This window comes from Caballeronia sp. SEWSISQ10-4 2 (assembly GCF_030464885.1).
In the GTDB taxonomy this organism is placed as follows: Bacteria; Pseudomonadota; Gammaproteobacteria; order Burkholderiales; family Burkholderiaceae; genus Caballeronia.
This window is the reverse complement of record NZ_JALPRJ010000004.1, coordinates 43513-63498: the sequence shown is the minus strand read 5'-3', so window position 1 is coordinate 63498 and position 19986 is coordinate 43513. Positions and strand designations below refer to the sequence as shown.

Here is a 19986-nt window from a genome sequence, read left to right as displayed (position 1 = left end):
AAACGCGCCGGATAGCTGTTGCCTCGTATGGCTTCACTTTGGCACTACCTCGAACCCGATCACTTATGGGTTCCCGCCCGGATGTCGGCAGCACTAGGTCAAATAACCGATTCATTCACATCAGAGATGGGTGACATCATGAGCATAATTGTTGGCGTATCCGCGCACTACCATGACTCCGCCTGCTGCATCATTAAGGACGGAAAGCTCATTGCCGCTGCGGAGGAGGAACGGTTCTCAAAGATCAAGCACGACAGCGGCATTCCTACCGGAGCGTTCCGCTACTGCCTGCGCGAGGCGAAAGCGACCATCCGGGATGTGGACTGCATCGCGTATTACGAGGATCCGTACAAGAAGGCTTCGCGGCAGATCTCGACCAACCTGACGGACCTGATCCAGAATCCGAAACGGCGCTTCAAGATCGATCCCGCCCGCGCTGAGCGCGATATCCGGCAGAGCCTCGGTTTCGACGGCCCGATCGAATATGTTGACCATCATCTGTCGCATGCCGCTAGTTCGTTCTTTTTTTCCGGCTTTTCGGAGGCGGCTCTGCTGACGGTCGACGGCGTAGGCGAATGGGCGACCACGACATACGGTTTTGGCAAGAACGACAAGATCGATCTTTTCGAGGAAGTCTCCTTTCCCAATTCACTCGGCCTGTTATACAGCACGATCACGGCCTACCTCGGGTTCGATGTGAACGACGCCGAATACAAGGTAATGGGACTCGCGCCATACGGAAATCCGCGATATGTCGACAAGATCAACCAGCTGATCGAGATTGGCGACGGCGGCCAGTATCGCCTGAAAATGGAATACTTCGATTTCCTGAATGGCGAGCGCATGTATTCGGACCGGCTCGCAGATCTGTTCGACGAACCACCGCGTGAAGCCGAATCCGAGCTGGGGACGTTCCACATGGATCTAGCCGCGAGCCTGCAGCGGTCCCTCGAGGACATCCTGCTCGCCAAGGTGCGCTACATGCACGACACCCATCCCGTTGACAATCTGTGTATGGCGGGCGGCGTCGCACTTAACTGCGTTGCGAACGGCCGGATTCTGCGCGAAGGCCCCTTCAGCAAGCTGTTCGTCCAACCGGCAGCAAGCGACGCGGGCGGCTCGCTCGGCGCAGCGGCCATCGCCCATATCCGGCGCACCGGACAACGCCCTGAGCTAAAGCCGATGCCCCACGTCTATCTCGGCCCGAGCTATTCGAATCAGGACATCCGCCAGACCGTCTCTGCGATCTTTCCCGAGACGTCGATCGTCGACTGCACGAAAAACCCCGATAACCTCATTAAAGAAACCGCAAAGCGTCTCGCGAGCGGCAAGGTCATCGGCTGGTTTCAGGGCCGCATGGAGTTTGGGCCGCGCGCGCTCGGCTCACGCTCGATCATTGCCGATCCGCGCGAACCGGGGATGCGCGATCGCATTAACGAACTGGTGAAGATGCGGGAAGCGTTTCGCCCGTTCGCGCCAGCGGTGCTCGACACGAAAGCGGCCGAGCATTTTGATCTCGATCACGCATCACCATTCATGCTCGAGACGTGCCAGGTCATCTCGCCACTGTCACTGCCCGCGATCACCCACGTAGACGGTTCCGCCCGCGTTCAAACCGTCAGCGCACAGAGCAATCCCCGCTTTCATGCGCTCCTTGCAGAGTTTGACAGGCTCACGGATTGCCCAATCCTGCTGAACACGTCATTCAACATGCGCGGCGATGCGATTGTGCTCGATCCAGTCGATGCGATCTGGTGCTTTGTCGTGTCGGACATCGACGCTCTCGTGATCGGCGACTACATCGTCGACCGCGGGTTCAGGCTCGACACGTGGGACAAGCTCAAGGAAATCTTCGGTGCGCGGTCGGCGAAGAAGCGCGCAGTGCCCGAGTCCGTCAACGTTTACTCGTTCTTATAAATTACCGGAGCACGCAACATGGCAGACAATTCTTTGCGACAGGAACTGGCCGGGCGGTTTGCAACATTACTCAAGCAAGACAACGCTGCGCTGTCTCTGCTCCAGCTTCTCGGCGACGATTCGAAGCAAGTGGACTCGCGCAACTCGGATCACTGGTCCGGCCCATTCGCCGCTCTCGCCGAAGATTTCGCGAACCTGAAAGGACAAGAAACGCTCAAGCGGTCGGTCAGCATCTGGGAAGAAGAGGAAGACACGGGCGAATTCGTCCGGGCGCGCAAGCACGTCGATCTATGGCGCTTCTGTGCGGATATCGAGCGGATCGGAAAGAAGGGTGACAAGAAACGTATTGTGCTGCTGGGCGAGTCGGTCGCACGCGGTTTCTTCTTCGATCCAGTGTATTGCCCGGCTCAGGTGCTAGGCGAACAGATTGGGGCGTCCGCGGAAGCGGTTGAAATCGTGGATCTGGCCCAAAGCAACTGCGATCCGTGGTGGCTATCTAAGGTCGCCGCGTCGACGCCATTGCTGGAACCGGACGCTGTCGTGATCTTCGCCGGGAACAACTGGCGTGTCGGCGCGCTCGCCAACACGTCGATGGAAGCGTTCATGGCCGACGGCGAGCTGATTGCCCAACAGCATGGCTTCTCGACACTCTTGAAAAAACAGTTGCAGGACCTCGAGCACTTCGCGACGCAGGTTGTCACGCAACTGGCAGCGTCGCTCAAGCAATCGGGCATTCCGGTAGTGTTCGTCATTCCGGAAATCAATGTGGCTGACTGGACGAACGCCCCGGTCGGCGCACTCGACGTTCCGCTGATGTCCGCGGAGGACACGCAGAACTGGGTTCGCGCCTATCAGGCCGCGAGCGAGGCACTTGACCAGCGTGCTTTCGCAAACGCCGGGCAATTCATCCTCACGGCCATCGAACTCGACGGTGGCACGTCATCGGCGAGCCTCGATCTGCTGGCTCGCACCCAGCGGGGTTTGGGCAAGCAGAATGACGAAGCCTACCGGACCTTGCGCCAGAGCCGCGACATCATCGACGATACGCGCGTCGTCCCGAGCGTCTTCGTGAACGTGGCGGACGTAATCCGTCGCGTTGCCCCTCAGGTTGGCGCGACTGTCGTGGATCTGCCGCAACTGTTTCGCGACCGCTACGAGCATGAAATTCCAGGCAGGCGCCTATACCTGGACTTTTGTCATCACACGTCCGAAGGCATTCGCGTCGCAATGGCGGCCACCTCGCAAAAGCTGCTGCCGATCCTGTTCAGGAAGGACGCGCATCTTGACGACCTGATCGACGCAGCGTCAACGCCGGCACCCGAACATGAAGCATGGGCGCACGTGCTCGCGGGTATCCACAACGCTCACTGGGGTCAGGATCCGGAGATTTGCAGTTATCACTTCCGGCGCGCGGGAGAGCTCCATCCTGACATCGTCACAAACGGGATTCCGCTTGTGTATGAGGCGTACAGGCGCAAGACACCACCCGTTCTGCTTCCGGCATTTGACCAACTCGTCAAGAACGATATCGCGGAGGTCTGCCTAGTCGGTTACAGCCCGCTCGCGCGGGGCATCATCAAGGAGCAGGCGTTGCTGAGCGCGATCTCGACAGCGTTCCCGGAATTCGCATCGGTCGCGCCCGATCCTGACCTGTCGCTCGGCGAGGTCACGGAAGTCGATCTGCTGCAATCGCACTGGACCGAGCTGACCGACCGCAATCGCTGGTATCGCCGCTCGTATGCAGCGGTCTACGGGATCAAGCGCACGTTCACGTTTTCCTGCGCATCGCCGCTCGATCTGTCGATCGATCTCACGTCGCGAATCCCGGGCGCGGCCGATGCCGGAGAGATCGTGATCGAGCTGAACGGCAACCTGGTCACGCGGGCCACGCTCAAGGACGAATGGGCTTCGCTGCGCTCTCCAGCTGGTGCGCAGATCGTCAATAGCGGTCTCAATCAGCTAACGATCAGTTGGCCAAACGTGTTGCGCAAGGATAGCCGGGCCCGCGTTCGAACCGATTTCGAGGCGGGTCAAAAAGTGGATATCCGCACGCATTTCGGGCAGATCCATGATCTGAGGATCTCGGTTGTTTCGTGAAACGCGATGAGGTGGGCCCGGAACAACGAATCGTCTAATCGTATACCTAAGCGTTCCGGGTGCTCCAGCTCGAATGTCACCGACGTCATGTGGCCAAACCAGGGTTCTCGAACAACATGTTTATGTGGAAGCCACCTGTCGCTCAGCCGTGGGTCATCAGGGAAACGATTCGCTTCAATAGCGCGGCCTATACATTCGAACCCGGCGATATCGAGGTCACCGGCTCGCGCATCAGCGCCATATTGCCGGCCGGCACATCGCGGCTGGTCGAAGGCGTCGATGGCTCGTCGTTCGTGTGCACGCCTGGCGTCGTGGATGTGGAGCGGCCAGACGGCTCGCCCGCCGAACGTGGGTTGCGCGCGGGCGGATCGCCGTCGTATGTCACGACGGTCGGATTCTATTGCTCGAACATCGAGAGCGTCACCTCTCATGCCTCCTTCGGGCCGGTCCGGCGCGTCGCGCTGCTGCGTTTCAACGGCAGATACCTGGAACAGGTCAACGCAATGCTTGACTGGTCGGCTGCGGCGCAGCGCACCGCAGCCGACACATGCGCCGCGCGACTCACGTCGCTGCTACCCGTCATCGCAAGTGGCACCTTGCTTTCCGCGACAGAAGTCGTCGAGTTTGCGAGGTTCGCGAAAACGATGGGTAGCCGCTTCGGCATCGAGCTGTCGTCGAGCGCGGACGAAGCGTTTGAATTTCGCGGGCGTTTCTACTGTTCGGAGAGCGCCCTCATTGCATATCTGATGCCTCAGGAACCGAACATCACGGTGTTCAACGCCGGCCGTCTCGACCGCCGCGACGTCGCCGCTCTGTTACGCACCCGTAGCGCAGTGTCGATCGACTTTCCACGCAAGCACGACGTCCGGGGGTCGACGTGGACTTGCTCACTGCTTTTCGGCAACAGGCAGGCGGCGATCCGAATCAGGCAGGGCGACATGCGCGCGCTTCTGCTTGACCTGTTGGACGGTGTTGCCACCGACACGCTGAATGGCTTCGTCAGTGCACTAACGAAGTCCGCCGCCGCCGCGCTCGGACTTACGGACGTCGGCGCGCTCGCACCGGGCATGAAAGCCGATCTCTGTCTGTTCGACAGGAGCGACTTCGATGCATCCGTCAATGGGAGTGCCGCGTTTCTATCGATGCTCGCGAAGAACGAGCCGGCCTACGTCATGGTCGACGGCCAGGTCGTGCTACGCGGTACACATACAGATGCGCTGGACGACATCCGCTTGGGCGCAGGCGAAGTAGTTTAGGTAAATGCAGACCGCCGCCCATATTGCAAGCTGACGCGGCTATCGTGAATCAATCGTTATTCATGAAAGGATGAGGGCAATGACCGATCGAATCTGCTTGATTACCGGCGTGGGTGGCGCAACGGGCGCATCGATATCTCGCCGGTTCGCTCGGGATGGCTACCGCGTCGCCATGCTGGCCCGCAACCGCCAGCGACTGCAAAGCCTCAAACAGGAAATCCCCGGAAGCGAGGCGTACGTATGCGATGTCGGGGACCTTGACGCACTGGCGACTACCATCGACGCCGTGCGCGCCGAGCTCGGCAAGCCGTCGGTCCTGATCCACAATGCCGTTTCCGAAACGTTTGCACCATTTCTCGATGGCGACCCTGCGGCGCTTGAGCGGAATTTCCGCGTCAATACGACCGCCCTCCTATATCTCGCACGAGCCTGTGCGCCGGACATGATCGAAGCAGGTATGGGTGCCATCATCGTAACGGGTAATACCGCCTCATTGCGCGGCAAGCCGAACTATGCGCTTTTTGCGCCAACCAAGGCCGCACAACGCGTGCTCGCCGAAGCACTGGCCAGGGACCTCGGGCCGAAGCGGGTGCACGTAGGCTATGTGATGGTAGACGCTGCGATCGATGCACCCTGGCTGGGAGAACGCGGCCGCACCCGACCGACGTGGGTCGAGCCGCCCACTAACTGGCCGTTCTCGCGAGACGAGTATTTCGCCCAGCCCGATGCCATTGCCGACGAAGTGTTTCATGTCGCGCATCAGCATGCGTCGGCATGGTCGTTCGACTACATCATTCGCCCTTTCGCCGAGACATGGTAACTCGCGACTTTTCCATCGTGTCATAGCGCCACTGTCGCTCGATTGCGGTGCCGATGGTAGGGAAACGTCGCCCGCGCGCGGGCACGCGGACCCCAAGTACGACTGGGCGTCTGGTATGCCCCCCTATGACCGAACAGGCGCGCGAGGACCAGGCGCGTCTGTTCCCTGTGCTGGAGAAGAAGATGCCGACTGCGACCTCGTCAGCGTATGCGTTACACGCGTCTCATCGCAGTCGCGCGCCGTATGAAGGCCGTCATGCGAGCATGCCGCCGCATCTTGCGCAATGAACCGGCGCACTGTCGAGGCGCCTGCTGCTGCCGGTGCACCATCGCCGTCGGCGCTGGCAGACACGAATCGCGAATTCGTCGGCACGTCGACTGCGTTCACTCAGTTGGTGCGGATGATCGAGCGGGTCGCACCCACCGACCACGCGCTGTTGATCTTCGGTCCCACCGGCTCGGGCAAGGAACTGGTCGCGCGGCGCGTGCATGAGTGCGGCCTGAACAACGAACACCCGTTCGTTGATCTGAATTGCGGCGCGATTCCGGAGAATCTTGTCGAGACCGAGCTGTTCGGTCACGTCAAAGGCGCCTTCACCGGCGCCACGGAAAACCGCCCGGGACTGTTCGAGCAAGTAGGTAAGGGGACGCTATTTCTCGATGAAGTCGGCGAGTTGCCGCTTGCGCTGCAACCGAAATTGCTGCGTGTGCTGGAGACCCACACGTTTCGCCCGGTCGGCTCGTCGACCAACCTCCACTTTGAAGGCCGCATTGTTGCGGCCACGCATCGAGACTTGCGCGAGTCCGCCCGCAACGGCGCGTTTCGAGCGGATCTGTTCTACCGGCTCGCGGTTTTCGTGCTGACCGTTCCGGGACTCGAAGAGCGCAAAGACGATATTCCAGGCCTGGTCGCCCATTTCGCAGCGAAACAGTCGCGCCGAATCGAGTTCGCGCCGGCGGCGCTCAAGCGCCTGTGCCAGCAGCCTTGGCCCGGACACATTCGCCAGTTGCGCAATCTGGTCAGCCAGCTCAGCGTGCTGGCTGAACGCACACGCATCGACGTCGAAATTCTCGAACCGTTTCTCGCGATCCACTCCGGTGAAACCACGTCACGCGCGAGTCTGGCCGATACGTTGTTGCAACTAGAGGGCACGGACAAGCTCGCGGCCGCCGAAACCCTGATGATCGACCGTGCGCTCGAGCTCAACGCCAATAATAAAAGCGCCGCGGCAGAGTTACTCGGCGTCAGCAGAAAGACCATCGAGCGGCGGCTCAAATCTCGCGAAGAGAGCTTCCGGGAAGCGAGGTCCTGCCTCGAGCGAGGCAACGCCCTTGTCGAGCAGTCGCGATTCCGTGGCGCCATTCCGCTGCTGCGGCGCTGCCTCGACATCATCGAGAAGAACAGTGATCATGGCGACACGCGGCGCGTCCGGTTCGAAGCGTACCGGTCGCTCGGGGTTTGCCTGCGCAGCGTGCACGGCTGGCTGTATGCGGAAGCGACCGCCTGCTACGCGGCTGCGTTGGTAGCCGGCGAAGGTCTCTGCGAGCCGACCGAGCTCGCGTCGGTGCAATTCGGCATCTGGACCACGCAACTGACCACGCTCGAATTGGGTCATGCGCGCGCCACGGCGCAAGACATGGTGCTGCGCGCGCATGGTATCGACTCGTGTGCGGCTCGCGAAGAAGCGCACCTCGCGCTAGCCAACACGCTTTTCTGGCTCGGCGACAGCGACGAAGTCCTGGCGTGCCTCGCGCGCGGCGGCTTGCTCGGCCTCGGCAGCACGGATACCCATACCGGTGTTCAAGGTTTCGATCTCACCGGCCTCGCATTGACTTTCGAAGGGCTCGCCGCGTATCAGACCGGCGCGATCGACCAAGCGTGGCAGGCCCTCGAAACACTGGTCGCACGCGCCGCGGCGAGCGCTCACCATACGCTCGACCACGCGATGGACCTGCAAGGCGCGGTTTGGCTCGCGTGCCTGTTCAACGACACCGACCGAATGGGCACACTCGCGGCCGAACTCGAAGCGCTCTCCGAAATGAATGGCTTCGCGTTCTATCGGGGCGTGGGGCAGATTTTCCGGGCTTGCCACCTGAGTGCACTCGGCGCATTCGAGGAAGCTGAAACGCTGCTGCTCGACGGCTACGAGCATTTGGTCGGCCATGGCGGGGCACTGTTCTACTCGTTCATGATCTGGCAGCACGGCGAACTGCTGCTGCGCGCGGGCCGTCTCGAGACAGGCGAAGCGATTCTGACAACCGCCATCGACCTCGTCTTCGAACGACAAGAACGTGCGTATCTCACCGAGCTCCTGATCATCAAGGCGCGCACGCAATGGGCACGCGGCGATCTGACCGTCGCCGAACAAGGGCTGCGCACGGCCATGTCGACGGCGCTCACGCTCGGCTCCGTGCCGGCGCGGATCGACGCTGCGAAATACCTCGCCGATCTGCTGCACAAAACGAACCGAACCGCACTCGCGATCGAAACGCTCGAGCGCGCGTTGCGTCTGCCGCGGTTGACCCGCGCGACGGCCGGAATAATTCAAGCGACCCAGCTTCTCGCTGATTTACGCAGTGCCAGCTCCCTCAACCCGCACGAATAAGGATCATTCCATGGCATTTGACCTGACTTCCTCCGATCTGGAACCGCTACTGCTCGGGGGCGCGTTTTTCGGCAGCGGCGGTGGCGGCACTATCGAGTCGGCGCGCCACCTGTCGCAACAATTTCATGAGGGCAGCTACTATCCGCGCGAGTCGGTGCACGTGGTCAGTGTCGACGAAGCGATCGACGGCGACGGCGTGATGGTCGCGTATCTCGGCGCGCCGGAAGCGATCAACTCCGCGCTGTACCCGAGCGGCCCGGTGATGGCCGTCCAGAACATCCAGGCGCGCCTCGACGAACAGGGACGCAAACTCGCGTACATCGTGCCGCCCGAGAGCGGTGCGCTGGGCTTCGTGGTCGCCTGCCTCGTCGCCGCAAAGCTCGGGCTCATGGTGGTCGACGCAGACGGCGCCGGGCGCGCGGTACCGTCGTTGCCGATGCTGACGTTCGCCGCGCAGGCGATGACGCCGCGCCCGGCGTTTCTCGTCAGCCAGGGCGGCCTCAGCGTCGAACTCGACGTGAAGCCGCGCGACGGCAACAGTGGCGCGCCCGCTCACCAGCGCGACGTGTCGGCTATCGTCGAACAGATGATGCGGCCAATCGTCGGCGATCCGGAATTCGGTCAGTTCGGCGGCCTCGCGATCTGGTCGATGACACCGGCGCAGATGAACCAGGCGCTGCCGATCAGGGGCACGCTGTCCCGTGCGCTGGCGCTTGGCCGCGTTGTACAGCGCGGCGAGCTCGAGACGCCGGCCGCGATGCTCCGCTATCTAGCCGAGCATTGCCGGCTCGCTGTGCGCGCGGTGTCGGAGCCGGGCGAGCTCGCGTCGGCTGAAGTCGATACGAGCGGTGGCTTCGATGTCGGCAAGATCTGCATTCGTGGGCCGCGCAGCAACTATACGGTGATGTACCAGAACGAGTCGCTGCTCGCGTGGAACAGCCAGCAACCTAATCCGATCGTGCTGGCGCCGGACAGCATCGCCTACTTTGTCGAAGGCAAGGGCCAAAATGTCTTCACCAATGGCGATCTGGTCATGGCCGACGGTTCACTCAATCCCGTCGTGGGCCAGCGCCCGGTGACGCTGCTTGCGTGGGAAGCGCAGCCGCAATTGACCGAACCGGGTGGTTTAATTCTCGATAGTTTCATCGAGCAACTCAACACGCTCGGCTATCTCGGTCCCTATGTGCCGGTGGAAAAGCTCAATCGAATGACACGCGGGGAGGCATCTTGAGCACGACGATTCGCATTTGCGTACTGGTCCCGGTCGCGACTGACCACTTCAACGAACAAATCATGAAGGCGGTTGCGCCCGTCGTGCCGCCGGACGTGACGGTCGAAATCCGCAACATCACGCGCGGCCACCCTTGCATCGAGAACCGCACCAATCTGCTCGAAAACAGCATGCCGGTGATCGAGCTCGCGCGCGAGATCGCCAGTGAAGGCTTCGACGGCATCTGGTTGACCGACTTCGACATGTGTGGCGTGGAAGGCGCGCGGGAATGCATCGACATTCCGATCATTGGCGGCTTTCCGACCTCGGCATTCAGCGCGCTGGCGCTGAGTCAGAGCTTTTCGATCATTACGATTCTGCCCAGCACGCTGGCCATGCAGCAGGAGCATGTGCTGACGTATGGTCTGTCGGAATCGTTCGCGTCCATTCATGCGTTGAACTGCCCGGTCGATCAGCTCAGTAACCTGGACGTGGTCGTGGTAGGAACGTTCGACCTCGCAATGAAGGCCATCCAGGAGCATGGCGCGCAATCGATCTTGCTGGGGTGTACCGGGTTCGTCGATGTTGCCGCCCGCGTGTCCGCGCTGCTGGAAGAAGCGCTGGGTGCGTACGTGCCCGTGATCGACCCGAACCACGCGGGCTTCAGCTTCCTCGTTTCGCTGGTGCGCATGCATGTGCGTCCGAGCCGCATCACTTACGGCAAGCTTCCGGCAAAGGGCTAAAGGACCAGCGCCGCTTGCGGTGGTGTGGACGAACTCGTCCGATGTTCACCGCTGGCGCGGACGCAATCGTCCGTCGCGGGCGCGGCAGGGATGCGGGTACCCCCGCCGCCGCGCCCGCCGCGTGATGGCACAGGCCTTGCATAGACTGTGCGCCGGGTGTGTCAGTTCAAGATTCAGTTCGGAACCTGGCATCTGGGCTCTCAGCTTCATCCAGCAACGTTGATCAACACGTGTTAATGCGCGCTCATGCCGACGGCGTACGCCGATTTCTATTAATAAAGATACCTTAGTAATATTGATTCTTAGATTAATGTCATCTGTTCTCCAATGCGACGATGCCTTAGCGCCGTCGCATCGGGAACGGACGACACCGCGCGTTGCATGCGATTCCGGGCTCGCGTCGCATGTGTTCCTATTGAGCCAACTAGAGGAGTAAGTCATGTCAATGCTGCATTTCTACGTCAATGGCACCAAGGGTCCGCTCAAAGTCGCGGACGGTCAAGGCGACATTTCGAAGACAGGAGAGTGGAACGCGACCATTTCCTGGGGCAAGGTCAACCGCGGTTCTTCCTATCTAGTCACACAGGGAACGATACAACCACCGACAGACCGGTATCCGTGCCTAACGGGCGCGGTCAAGGGTGAAACCGCGAAGTTTGCGAAGCGGAGCTTAGTCGTACTGTCGAGCGAAGAGCACGCCCACGCTCGCTCGGTCTCCGTCTTCCAGGCCGCGCTCGCGGCGGTTCAAAAGATCGTTAGGATCGAAATCGCACTCGAGGATCTCAAGACGCTGAAAACCGCCAAGTACAAGCTGTGCTTTGCCAAAAAGGTCGCTGAAGGCGATTACAACGTGGTCTGGCAAAGCTCGGATCTGTACCTCGCCACAAACACGTTCTCGTGGACCCCGCAATATCAACTATTCGGCTCGAACACGTTCCAGTCCAACATCCAGGTAGACGTCAGCACGAACATCGTTGACATCGGTCTGGGTGAAACGAGCGTGCTTGATTCGAACGGCATTCTTGGGGAACCGAAGACTGGTGGCGACGTGACGTGCGTCACCCTCGAGAACGACTACGGCAACATTCACCCCGGCGTGAATCAACTGTCGACCAACATCGACGGCACTCAGACCAGCACGCCGATCTATGTCGCCCCGGACACGATGGTATCGGGCACCGCTCAGTTGACGCCGATCGAAACCGTGCTTGTCTGGTTCGAGCAGAACATCCAAACGTCCACTATCTTCAGCACGGCGCGCAGCCGCGCAGTGGAGATCGACCTGACGAAAGTCAACGCGGCAACTCGGAAATACCAGGGCTCTGAATGGGTCACGCCCTAAGACGGGCAAACACGATGTCTTTGCGCGAAGTCGATCAATAGAAATCGACATGGCAAGACCCAGTGGCGTGGTTCTGAAATATGAAAATCAGAGATGGCGTCGAATTTAGCGGACATCCCGTCACAGCGGCTCACAGAAGCCGCACGAAGGAAGGCGTGCGGACCGGACTTGCTGGTCCGCACACCCCATTTGTCAAGCTGCACGCGAGATTCGGGCCGTGCGTTTCGCGCGCAGCCCCCGAGTTGCTAGAAAAGTGGGCAACGGTGTCAGTGGTGCAACAGATCTCGCTCGATGGTACGTCTAAGCACGTGGACGCATTCGTTTTCCAGAATGTACGTGACACATGCGAGGAGCTCCAAGAACACTCCACCGATGTAACCAGGCTCGTACTTAAAGCCCCCCGGTTCGGTGTTGGTAGTTCGCCGCCCAGTGTCTAGAAGGAGCGAGCTACCTTCCGCACGAATCCGAAAGCAGTCCATCAGTTCACCGAGGGCACGCATCTTGGATTCATTGAGGCGCCCGATTGAAGACGTGTCGTAATGACCGCCGGCAACCTTGTTCGCTACATAAGTGATAGCGTCATACCGCGTAAGGAATTCACTGCCGCAAAATGCCACCTCCTGTCGGAGGAATTCCTTCAGATTGAGATCAACAACGCCATCCGGATTAAACTCATCTGCATCAGAGTCGTAGCCATTAGGCCCCGGTGACATGAACGCCGTAAGGTGCCCATACCCCTTCATTCCCATCAAATAAAACTGGGCAATATGGTTCCCGCGCGCTGATCGAACAAGTGGCTGCGAATCGGGAACTGTAAATTCAAGCGGCAGCCCGCGCCGACCAACCGCAGCCCCCAACTCCCCGTCCAGCAGTAGCCGCCGTACGGTTGCAGCATAGAGCCTGACCTGATCTCGTTCCGGATGTTCCAGTTTTGCTAGCTGCTCCAGATTTCGGAGATCACCCAGCAGAAAATCGTCTCGCCTAAGGTCAATGTCCGGTCTGTTCATACTTGAGGTTCCAGTTCTGTCTTCGGATTAGCATTCCCACTCGATTGTCAATCGATGACTGAGCCCCTTGTGGAGACGGCCCTTCCGCCCGCTTGGAAAGCGACGATACCGTCACCGATACCGAAAAATCACGTTGGCAATTATCGGCTTCACACGGACTGCCCTGGGAAATCCGACGTGCGTTTTCGAAAAAAACCACGAAAGCCTGGCATCTGAAGACAATTCCTTCGGAGATACCGTCACGGATGCCGCCAGGCTCGTTCCAACGCGATCCCGGCAGAACTGGCAGAAACCATGCTCGGTACCCGAGGGGGAGAAGCTTCTCTTTGCCGTGCAACAGTGCGTCGACGATCGAAGTAACGCAGAGCTCGTATTCTCGTCCCGTCTGTCTTTCCCGCTGATCTACAGATGAGTGAGCGCAATCCTCGCTCGCGAACGGCAGCAACCCATCCTCCCTGAATAATGCGACGTGTGCCGCATCATCCTCAGTGGCACAGCTAGGCGATTTTCGGCACGCCTCCCCCGTCTCGTCCGCCGTCAGTTCCACGGCCTGTTTGTTGAGCTGCCGATGCAGCTCGCGGAAGCCGTAGAAGCCTCCGCGCAGCCGGTCGACGTCTTTCAGAAACGGGCCGGCGGGAATTGCGGCGTCGGCCGCAGTCAGGCCTTCTTCATGCTGCAGTACTTCCCTGACATGGCCAACCGCCGCGTTCTCACCGAAATTGAGGCGCACTGCCTCCAGATGGTAAAGCTTCCGACCGCACTCATAAACGACTTTAGCGGCCTTGATCGCACTCATCGACTCGCGACTCGCCATTCTGGATTCGTTTATAACTGACGTTGCCCGAGAATTTCGGATCCCTAACTGAGCGGAGATTATGCCACCCGTTTGTTCTGGGCGGCGTACCAGTCCTGCTCGAATTGCATCGCGCTGACGTAGCCCAACGTCGAGTGCAAGCGCGAATGATTGTAGAAGGTCAACCAGTCGATTACCTCGTCCATCGCTTCCCGACGCGTTGCAAAGCGCTGGCCAAGGACGCGTGCTCGCTTGAGCGATCCCCACAAGCTCTCGGTCGGCGCGTTGTCCCAACAATTTCCTCGACGGCTCATCGAGCTGCGCATGCCGTAGCCCTTAAGCAGGTACTGGAAGTCACGACTGCATACTGGCTACCGCGGTCGCTATGGACGGACGAAGCGCGTTGCGCCGTGCTTCTTGGCCTCAGCGAGGTTCATTTTCGGAAGACCGGTCGTCACGGTGCATCCCGGCAGGGCGATCTCCCACCGCCCGCGCGCCTACGCCGAACGAGCCAAAGCCAATCAGTTGGATAGTATCGCCCTTCACGAGCGCGGTGGTGATGGTCCCAATCAGCGCATCGACCGCTTCTCCTGTTGCCGACTTGCTCGTTCCGGTCGACGACGCGACGGCATCAATCAATTGGCACCCCTCCTGGATAATCGTTACAAAATGTCAGCGTGCCCGAAGGAAACGGTCCTTCGGCGACCTCTCCAGACCTCTCGACAGCGACATGTCGACGCTTACAGTACCCGATCGGATGCCTGTGTTGCAAGCAGGCGCGTGAGTTGGGGCGATGGCGAACCAACCCGCAATTCCGTCAAACAGACCGAAGAATGCCCCGCTCGGCCCATGGACGAAACACCCGCTTTTCGATATCGGCGCCGACGTCATGGGCCACCGGCGGGAAATCGAAAACGCCCCTCGGATTTTCGTCGCGAGGGGCGCTATCACGTCAGAGCACTTTCGCTTACAGCGCGGCGTCCTTCAACTTCTTTAGCGGGCGCACCTTGAGGCGCACCGAAGCGGGCTTCGCCGCGAACCATTTGTCTTCACCCGTGAACGGGTCCTTGCCGAAGCGCTTCTTCTTGGCCGGCACATCTTGTGCGACCACCTTCAGCAAGCCCGGCAGCGTGAACTCCTTCGCGCCCTTCTTGTGAATCGATGCGAGCACCGTTTCTTCGAGCGCCGCCAACAGCGCCTTGGCAGCCTTCGGCTCTACCCCTGAACGCTCGGCCAAGTGAATGGTCAGCGATGCCTTCGTGAACGTATCCTTGATCGGTTTCAAGGGAGCGGCCTCAACAGTCGTCTTTACAGCGGGCGCGGCTGCTTTCTTCGCGGCTGGCGCAGCAGCTTTTTTGCTGGCGGGTGCTGCCGCTTTCTTGGTAGCGGCAGCCGCACTTTTCTTGATAGCGGTTGTTGCCATGAATTCCTCTCTTGTAGTCAAAGGTTGCCCAAGACCTTTGCCTTTGCGCCGTCACCGACTAGCGCAAAGGTACAAATTCTCGGGTTGGGCGCCAGCGTACCAACACCGACATGATGACGCAACGTCTGAGGCCATGAATTAAGGGGTTTTTGGCATGAAAGTCACGAAAATGGTGACCTGTACCTTGCTTCATGCGGGTGGGTCCAGTAAAACCCTTACCGGATATGGCTTCGAGCGCCCTTAAAATGGTCCGAACTAGACAACAGCCCTGCTCTCGGACAGTCACTACATTGCAAAAATAGCGCTTCATTTCGCGATCGACTCAGCGCTATGTGGGGTACGTGGGCAGTGCCACACAGACCTTGACTCGCTGACGATCCTCAACGGTTCTATGATAGTTGTTCGTTACACGTACGCAGTGCGAAGGCTTTTCAAGCCTTTCGCAATTGAAGCGCGCGTGGCATATTGCAGGCACATCCATTAAGGAAACCACGATGCCGACACTCGAACAAATCAAAGACAAGATGAAGAAGCTTCAAGAGCAAGCCGAAAAGTTGATTGCCAAGCGCGCGCAGTCTGTCCTGACCGACATCCGCAAGCTAATGGAAGAACATGGTCTTACTACCGCGGACATCGCCGCTCACTCGACTGTAAAGAAGCAGCGCGGCCGACCGGCCGGCTCCAAGCCCAATACCACCGCGACGCGAAAGGTAGCGAGCGATTCGGTTGTCACCGGAGTCAAGCCGCCGAAATATCGCCATCCTAAAACGGGCGCCACGTGGACCGGACACGGGCGCGCGCCGGGATGGATTGCAGATGCTAAGGACCGTAGCAAGTTCTTGATTGACGGCACGGACGGTGGCGCCGTGAGAAAGGCGAAGACTGCGACCAAGAAAACCGAAGTAGTTGGCGGTGCAGTGGCTCACAAAGGACAGCGCAAAGGTCCGCAGCCGGCGAAATACCTCGACCCCAAGACCGGCGCAAAATGGAGCGGACGTGGCCCGGCGCCCGCATGGCTTGCGGCGGCAAAAGACCGCTCGCAATTTCTGATTGACAACGCGGTCCCCGTCGCGACTGAGACCAATGCCACGAACAAAGCCGGTAAGTCATAGCCTTCGACTACAAGCGGCGCTGTTGCGAAGAAGACAGTAGAGATCAAGGCAACATCAACGAGAGGCGCCGCCGAGAAGATTGTGAACGCCAAGGCGCCAGCCAACTAGGTCAGCGCGAAGAAGCCGCAATTGCGGGCAGGACGGCGGCGGCGAAAAACACCGCGCGCAAGCGCTGCCGTGGCCGATCCAGCGGCACCGGTCGCGACTGATGCCGACTCGATGACCTCAGCGCAGTTGGCCGTCGCGGGTGCGACTCGCAATCCGGCCGGAGAGTCTTGTAGGCCAAATTTGTCTAAATATAGTGCTATTGAGACACTATCCTTATCCGATGAGCAGTTTGAGAAATTACTTTGCATCAAAGCGTGCGACAGACTCGACCCGCTGTTAACACTACTCACGAACTTGCCGCGCAGCGACCAGGAGATGTCGCAATGCCTGTACTGAGACCTTAAAGTCGGATCGCTGACCGCTGCGGCACTCGTCGTCATCGCAGTGCATCCTCACCACCTGCTTCAAAATCGACGCCAGCATGCATCCAATGCTGCAGGGCTGCGCAGACTACTTGACGACGTTCATGTCCTCTTCGGACGAGGCGATCAACTGGCCTCGAAGGTCGAGCATGACGGTGACGACTGCCCTGACGAAGTTTTCCTGCAAACCCTTGACCGCATAACGAAGCTCAACATCCAGCGTCGCAGGCGTGGTGGTTCGATTCCGGCCCCGCACCACAAAATATTCCGGTAAGTTCCAGAGAAGTACACAAACCCGCGACAGCACAAGGCTTCGCGGGTTTTTTTGTCCTGATTGGTCGGGCTTGTTCCGTGGACATCTGGTGGTATCGGGTGGTATTTTTGGTGGTATCGGGTGATCGAGTTCGGGGAAATCGTTATGGCCCGACAACTGCCAGCGTGAGCACCGCGCAAGCCGACCGGCACGTCGCGTAAGCCCAACCCCTTGCCCTGCTAACAGGGCAACGCAGACGGCAGCCCCTTCAAGGCCTGCCGTCTGCCTGGCGCAACTGCCCCGCGCGACAGTCCGCGCCCGCCAGATGACACGCGCTCCACCAGTCGACCAGCCCGCCGGAAACCAGCAGCACGCAGAGGACGGTACCGCCCACCAGCAACAGGCGACGTATCGAGCGTGCAAAACGCTTTTCCATACGTGCGGCCATTGCCTCCGCGCGCGCCGTCGCTGCCTCAACCGCCTGCCCGAACGTGGTCATCGCACTGTCCAGTCGCTCGCGTTGCTGACGAGCCGAAACCGCTGCGGCACCGATCAACCGATTGCCAGCAGTGCGCGCTATCTGATGTGACATGCGCTCAGTCAAGGCCATCACTGCGGTCTCATTGAGTTGCGCGAGTGCTGCCCGGTACCGCCCCTCGTGCTCCTGCATCAGGTTTTCCGCCAGTTGGATCGTCGCCTTGCATCGCTCCAGCGCATCCCGATGCTGCTGCATCAGCGCATCGGTCGCGCCACCGACTTCCCGGCGCGCGGCTTCGAGACTACCCTCGCTCGCCCACCGGATACGCTCCGGCATGGCTTCATACAGGCGCGCGTAGTATTCGAGCGCAGCGATAATCGACCATAACGCGTCATTGTCACGCAGGTTCAGTGCGCTCGATACCTGGTGCATGCGGGCGAGACTGGCCCCGTCAGGAACGTCCCCCGATACCTCGCGAAACAGGCGTACGAGCGGATCGACGGACCTCGACCGCCTATTGCTCATGGCCGATCCCCTCGATGCTGATCACTTTCGAGAACATGTCATCGCACAGTTCCCGCCAGCGAAACAACTCCGCACGCTGTCCAATCTGCATGACTTCAGCCGCCTTGCGGATCGAGATGCGTTGACTGCGCACTTCGTCCGCGACCCGATCCGCCAGATCGGGGAAGTCGAGCGACCGCCCTTTCGTCTCGATAGTTTTGCGAAGCTGCGATTCCTGATACAGCGTGAACTTGTCCGGCTCACCGAAGTAGCCATTGCGAACGACATGCGTCAAGGTATCCGGAAACGTCTGCCCGAAAATATGCAGTAACTCAAGGCTGTCGCGCTGGCGGTTGATCACCCATAGCACGACGAGTTGCCGCTCCAGTTCGGCCAGCGTCCGGGCCAGCGTCCGGGCCAGCGTCCCGCCGTACCGTGTAACCCCGGCCTGATTGCGTGCGGCAGTATTGACGATCACTGCCGCACCCCGGTGCGTATCGCAGAAGTTGACGAATCCGATCCAGCCGTCTGCATCATCGAGGTTATAGGCCGCGCATTTGATTTCGTCCCTGAGTGCTTTCACGACATCGGGATTCGACGTATCGGTTTCCAGCAGTACCGCGTGGGTACCCTTTCGCTGCAGATAATCCGCCATGGCAAGCGTCACCATGCTTTTTCCAACACCGCCCTTGCTGCCACCGACCAGATAAATGGGATGCACCGTATCCATCACCGACCTCCTACAGGTTTTCAATATCAGGCCTGATCTCAAACGAGAACGTGTCCTGAATCTCCATCGATCCCGGCTGGTTGACACCCCTTCCCCTTTGTTGTCGCGCGACGTCATGTGCGTTGTCCACGCGTTTGCCCTTCTGCTTTACAGCCTGCTTCGGACGGGGCGACTGGTCGGCCTCACGCGTTGCCTGCGGATTGGCCGTTCTGGATGCTGCGTCAGAAGGTTCTGGGCGGTACAGCGCGTACTTGAATGCGCCAATGGTCACATCGAGCCCCTTACGCCCGGCCTCCTGGACAATTTCCTCGAGCGTATAGCCCTTTGCCTGGGTGGCAGTGATATGCGCCCGAATCTCTTTCATCGCATCGCTGACGGTGATGCGTTGTTCGTTCCGGGGTTTCTCCGGTAATGCCCCAAGGGCATGGACAAACTCATCCCACTGCGCCCGTGTGTAGCTCTTTGCAACCGGCACGATTCGCTCCCATGCATCGCCTTCGGGACCATCATGCGAATCGCGAAACGGCTCGTCAATACCCCTTCTGACGGTAGAACTGCATGATCGGAATCGGTCGGAATACTCAGGAAAACGATGGAACAGAGAAATATTTTTGGCACCCTGCCCGAGCCATCAGCTTTCGGGAGGGCATATCGCAGGCCAGAGCTAATGAGCTAGCGAACTGGTGCGCAGCGACGTGCGGCCATAGCGCTACACCCACCAACCTGCATACCGTAGTGAGCAGTCCCCAACGGAGCACCTGCAAAGCTTAATCGACCATACCGGCAAATTTGATCGGATAGCTCCGCAGACTTCCTGCGCGCACCTCGCAAACCGGCGAATGTGAGCTGGCCGACACAGGGCGCGAACCCGTCAGACTGAGGCTATACACCGGTGCGACCAGCAGAGTAGTCCGGCTCAAATTCGCCCGGATGACCTCAGGAACTTCGGGATAGAAGCCGACATACTGACATTGTCGATTCCGCCGACCCGGTAGACGTAATAGTCCCAATCACCCCGGCGCACCGACAGACTCTTGGCACATAACTAACGGAATCGGACAGTCAACGTCACGAACTCAGCGGATCAACCTCGCAGAAAATGTCGAACTTCGAAGCCGAAATACGACATTGAAAAAGTGATGGCGGGACAGGCTACCGCCGGTTTTGGGCACCATGCCGCGGTGAGCGCCTCGCATACGGTGTTGGCTTACCGTGAAGACACAGTG

General features: G+C 59.7%; 18 protein-coding genes and 1 pseudogene. 10 read left to right on the top strand and 9 right to left on the bottom strand.

Annotation, left to right across the window (positions count from 1 at the left end; all coding sequences use genetic code 11):
- Positions 1-138: 138 nt before the first annotated feature.
- From M0D69_RS03865 to M0D69_RS03825, 9 genes are all read left to right on the top strand, one after another.
- The gene (locus M0D69_RS03865; protein WP_301780753.1) at positions 139-1917 is read left to right on the top strand and encodes a carbamoyltransferase N-terminal domain-containing protein; all 1779 of its coding nucleotides are present in this window, start codon (positions 139-141) and stop codon (positions 1915-1917) included.
- Between the two features lie 18 nt (positions 1918-1935).
- Positions 1936-4014: a hypothetical protein gene (locus tag M0D69_RS03860; protein WP_301780752.1), complete on the top strand. Its 2079-nt coding sequence runs from the start codon at positions 1936-1938 to the stop codon at positions 4012-4014.
- A 122-nt stretch (positions 4015-4136) separates the two neighbouring features.
- Positions 4137-5270 carry an amidohydrolase family protein gene (locus M0D69_RS03855; RefSeq protein ID WP_301780751.1) on the top strand — a complete coding sequence of 378 codons (1134 nt, stop codon included), beginning with the start codon at positions 4137-4139 and terminating at the stop codon, positions 5268-5270.
- A gap of 79 nt (positions 5271-5349) precedes the next feature.
- Positions 5350-6090 carry an SDR family NAD(P)-dependent oxidoreductase gene (locus tag M0D69_RS03850; RefSeq protein ID WP_301780750.1) on the top strand — a complete coding sequence of 247 codons (741 nt, stop codon included), beginning with the start codon at positions 5350-5352 and terminating at the stop codon, positions 6088-6090.
- A 125-nt stretch (positions 6091-6215) separates the two neighbouring features.
- Positions 6216-6377, top strand: a complete 162-nt coding sequence (locus M0D69_RS03845) for a hypothetical protein (RefSeq protein ID WP_301780749.1) — start codon at positions 6216-6218, stop codon at positions 6375-6377.
- Positions 6374-8695 carry a sigma-54 dependent transcriptional regulator gene (locus M0D69_RS03840; RefSeq protein WP_301780748.1) on the top strand — a complete coding sequence of 774 codons (2322 nt, stop codon included), beginning with the start codon at positions 6374-6376 and terminating at the stop codon, positions 8693-8695. Before M0D69_RS03845 ends, M0D69_RS03840 begins: the two co-directional genes overlap by 4 nt.
- Positions 8696-8705: 10 nt before the next feature.
- Positions 8706-9926 carry a DUF917 domain-containing protein gene (locus M0D69_RS03835; RefSeq protein WP_301780747.1) on the top strand — a complete coding sequence of 407 codons (1221 nt, stop codon included), beginning with the start codon at positions 8706-8708 and terminating at the stop codon, positions 9924-9926.
- Positions 9923-10648 (top strand): aspartate/glutamate racemase family protein, encoded by a 726-nt coding sequence (locus tag M0D69_RS03830; protein WP_301780746.1) that lies wholly within the window; start codon positions 9923-9925, stop codon positions 10646-10648. The genes M0D69_RS03835 and M0D69_RS03830 overlap by 4 nt, the downstream gene beginning before the upstream one ends.
- 439 nt (positions 10649-11087) lie before the next feature.
- Positions 11088-11990: a hypothetical protein gene (locus M0D69_RS03825; RefSeq protein ID WP_301780745.1), complete on the top strand. Its 903-nt coding sequence runs from the start codon at positions 11088-11090 to the stop codon at positions 11988-11990.
- A gap of 266 nt (positions 11991-12256) precedes the next feature.
- On the opposite strand, the gene M0D69_RS03820 is transcribed toward M0D69_RS03825, so the two are convergent.
- The 5 genes and pseudogenes from M0D69_RS03820 to M0D69_RS03800 all read right to left on the bottom strand — a co-directional run bounded on the left by M0D69_RS03820 (position 12257) and on the right by M0D69_RS03800 (position 15213).
- Positions 12257-12997 (bottom strand): hypothetical protein, encoded by a 741-nt coding sequence (locus M0D69_RS03820; protein ID WP_301780744.1) that lies wholly within the window; start codon positions 12995-12997, stop codon positions 12257-12259.
- Positions 12978-13793 (bottom strand): hypothetical protein, encoded by an 816-nt coding sequence (locus M0D69_RS03815; RefSeq protein ID WP_301780743.1) that lies wholly within the window; start codon positions 13791-13793, stop codon positions 12978-12980. Before M0D69_RS03815 ends, M0D69_RS03820 begins: the two co-directional genes overlap by 20 nt.
- A gap of 77 nt (positions 13794-13870) precedes the next feature.
- Positions 13871-14181, bottom strand: a pseudogene (locus M0D69_RS03810) (integrase core domain-containing protein); the annotation flags it as partial.
- 32 nt (positions 14182-14213) lie between these two features.
- Positions 14214-14429 (bottom strand): HU family DNA-binding protein, encoded by a 216-nt coding sequence (locus M0D69_RS03805; protein ID WP_301780742.1) that lies wholly within the window; start codon positions 14427-14429, stop codon positions 14214-14216.
- Between the two features lie 328 nt (positions 14430-14757).
- Positions 14758-15213, bottom strand: coding sequence for an HU family DNA-binding protein (locus tag M0D69_RS03800; protein WP_301780741.1), 456 nt, complete (start codon positions 15211-15213; stop codon positions 14758-14760).
- A gap of 446 nt (positions 15214-15659) precedes the next feature.
- Here M0D69_RS03800 and M0D69_RS03795 point away from each other — a divergent pair, with 446 nt between their 5' ends.
- Complete coding sequence (locus M0D69_RS03795; protein ID WP_301780740.1) at positions 15660-16325, top strand: H-NS family nucleoid-associated regulatory protein; 666 nt, start codon at positions 15660-15662, stop codon at positions 16323-16325.
- A gap of 558 nt (positions 16326-16883) precedes the next feature.
- On the opposite strand, the gene M0D69_RS03790 is transcribed toward M0D69_RS03795, so the two are convergent.
- The 4 genes from M0D69_RS03790 to M0D69_RS03775 all read right to left on the bottom strand — a co-directional run bounded on the left by M0D69_RS03790 (position 16884) and on the right by M0D69_RS03775 (position 19235).
- A complete protein-coding gene (locus tag M0D69_RS03790) occupies positions 16884-17054 on the bottom strand; it encodes a hypothetical protein (protein WP_301780739.1) in 171 nt (56 codons plus the stop codon).
- Positions 17055-17316: 262 nt separating this feature from the next.
- The gene (locus M0D69_RS03785) at positions 17317-18051 is read right to left on the bottom strand and encodes a hypothetical protein (RefSeq protein WP_301780738.1); all 735 of its coding nucleotides are present in this window, start codon (positions 18049-18051) and stop codon (positions 17317-17319) included.
- Positions 18041-18760 carry a P-loop NTPase gene (locus tag M0D69_RS03780; RefSeq protein ID WP_301780737.1) on the bottom strand — a complete coding sequence of 240 codons (720 nt, stop codon included), beginning with the start codon at positions 18758-18760 and terminating at the stop codon, positions 18041-18043. The genes M0D69_RS03785 and M0D69_RS03780 overlap by 11 nt, the downstream gene beginning before the upstream one ends.
- 10 nt (positions 18761-18770) lie before the next feature.
- A complete protein-coding gene (locus M0D69_RS03775) occupies positions 18771-19235 on the bottom strand; it encodes a hypothetical protein (protein WP_301780736.1) in 465 nt (154 codons plus the stop codon).
- Between the last annotated feature and the right edge of the window lie 751 nt (positions 19236-19986).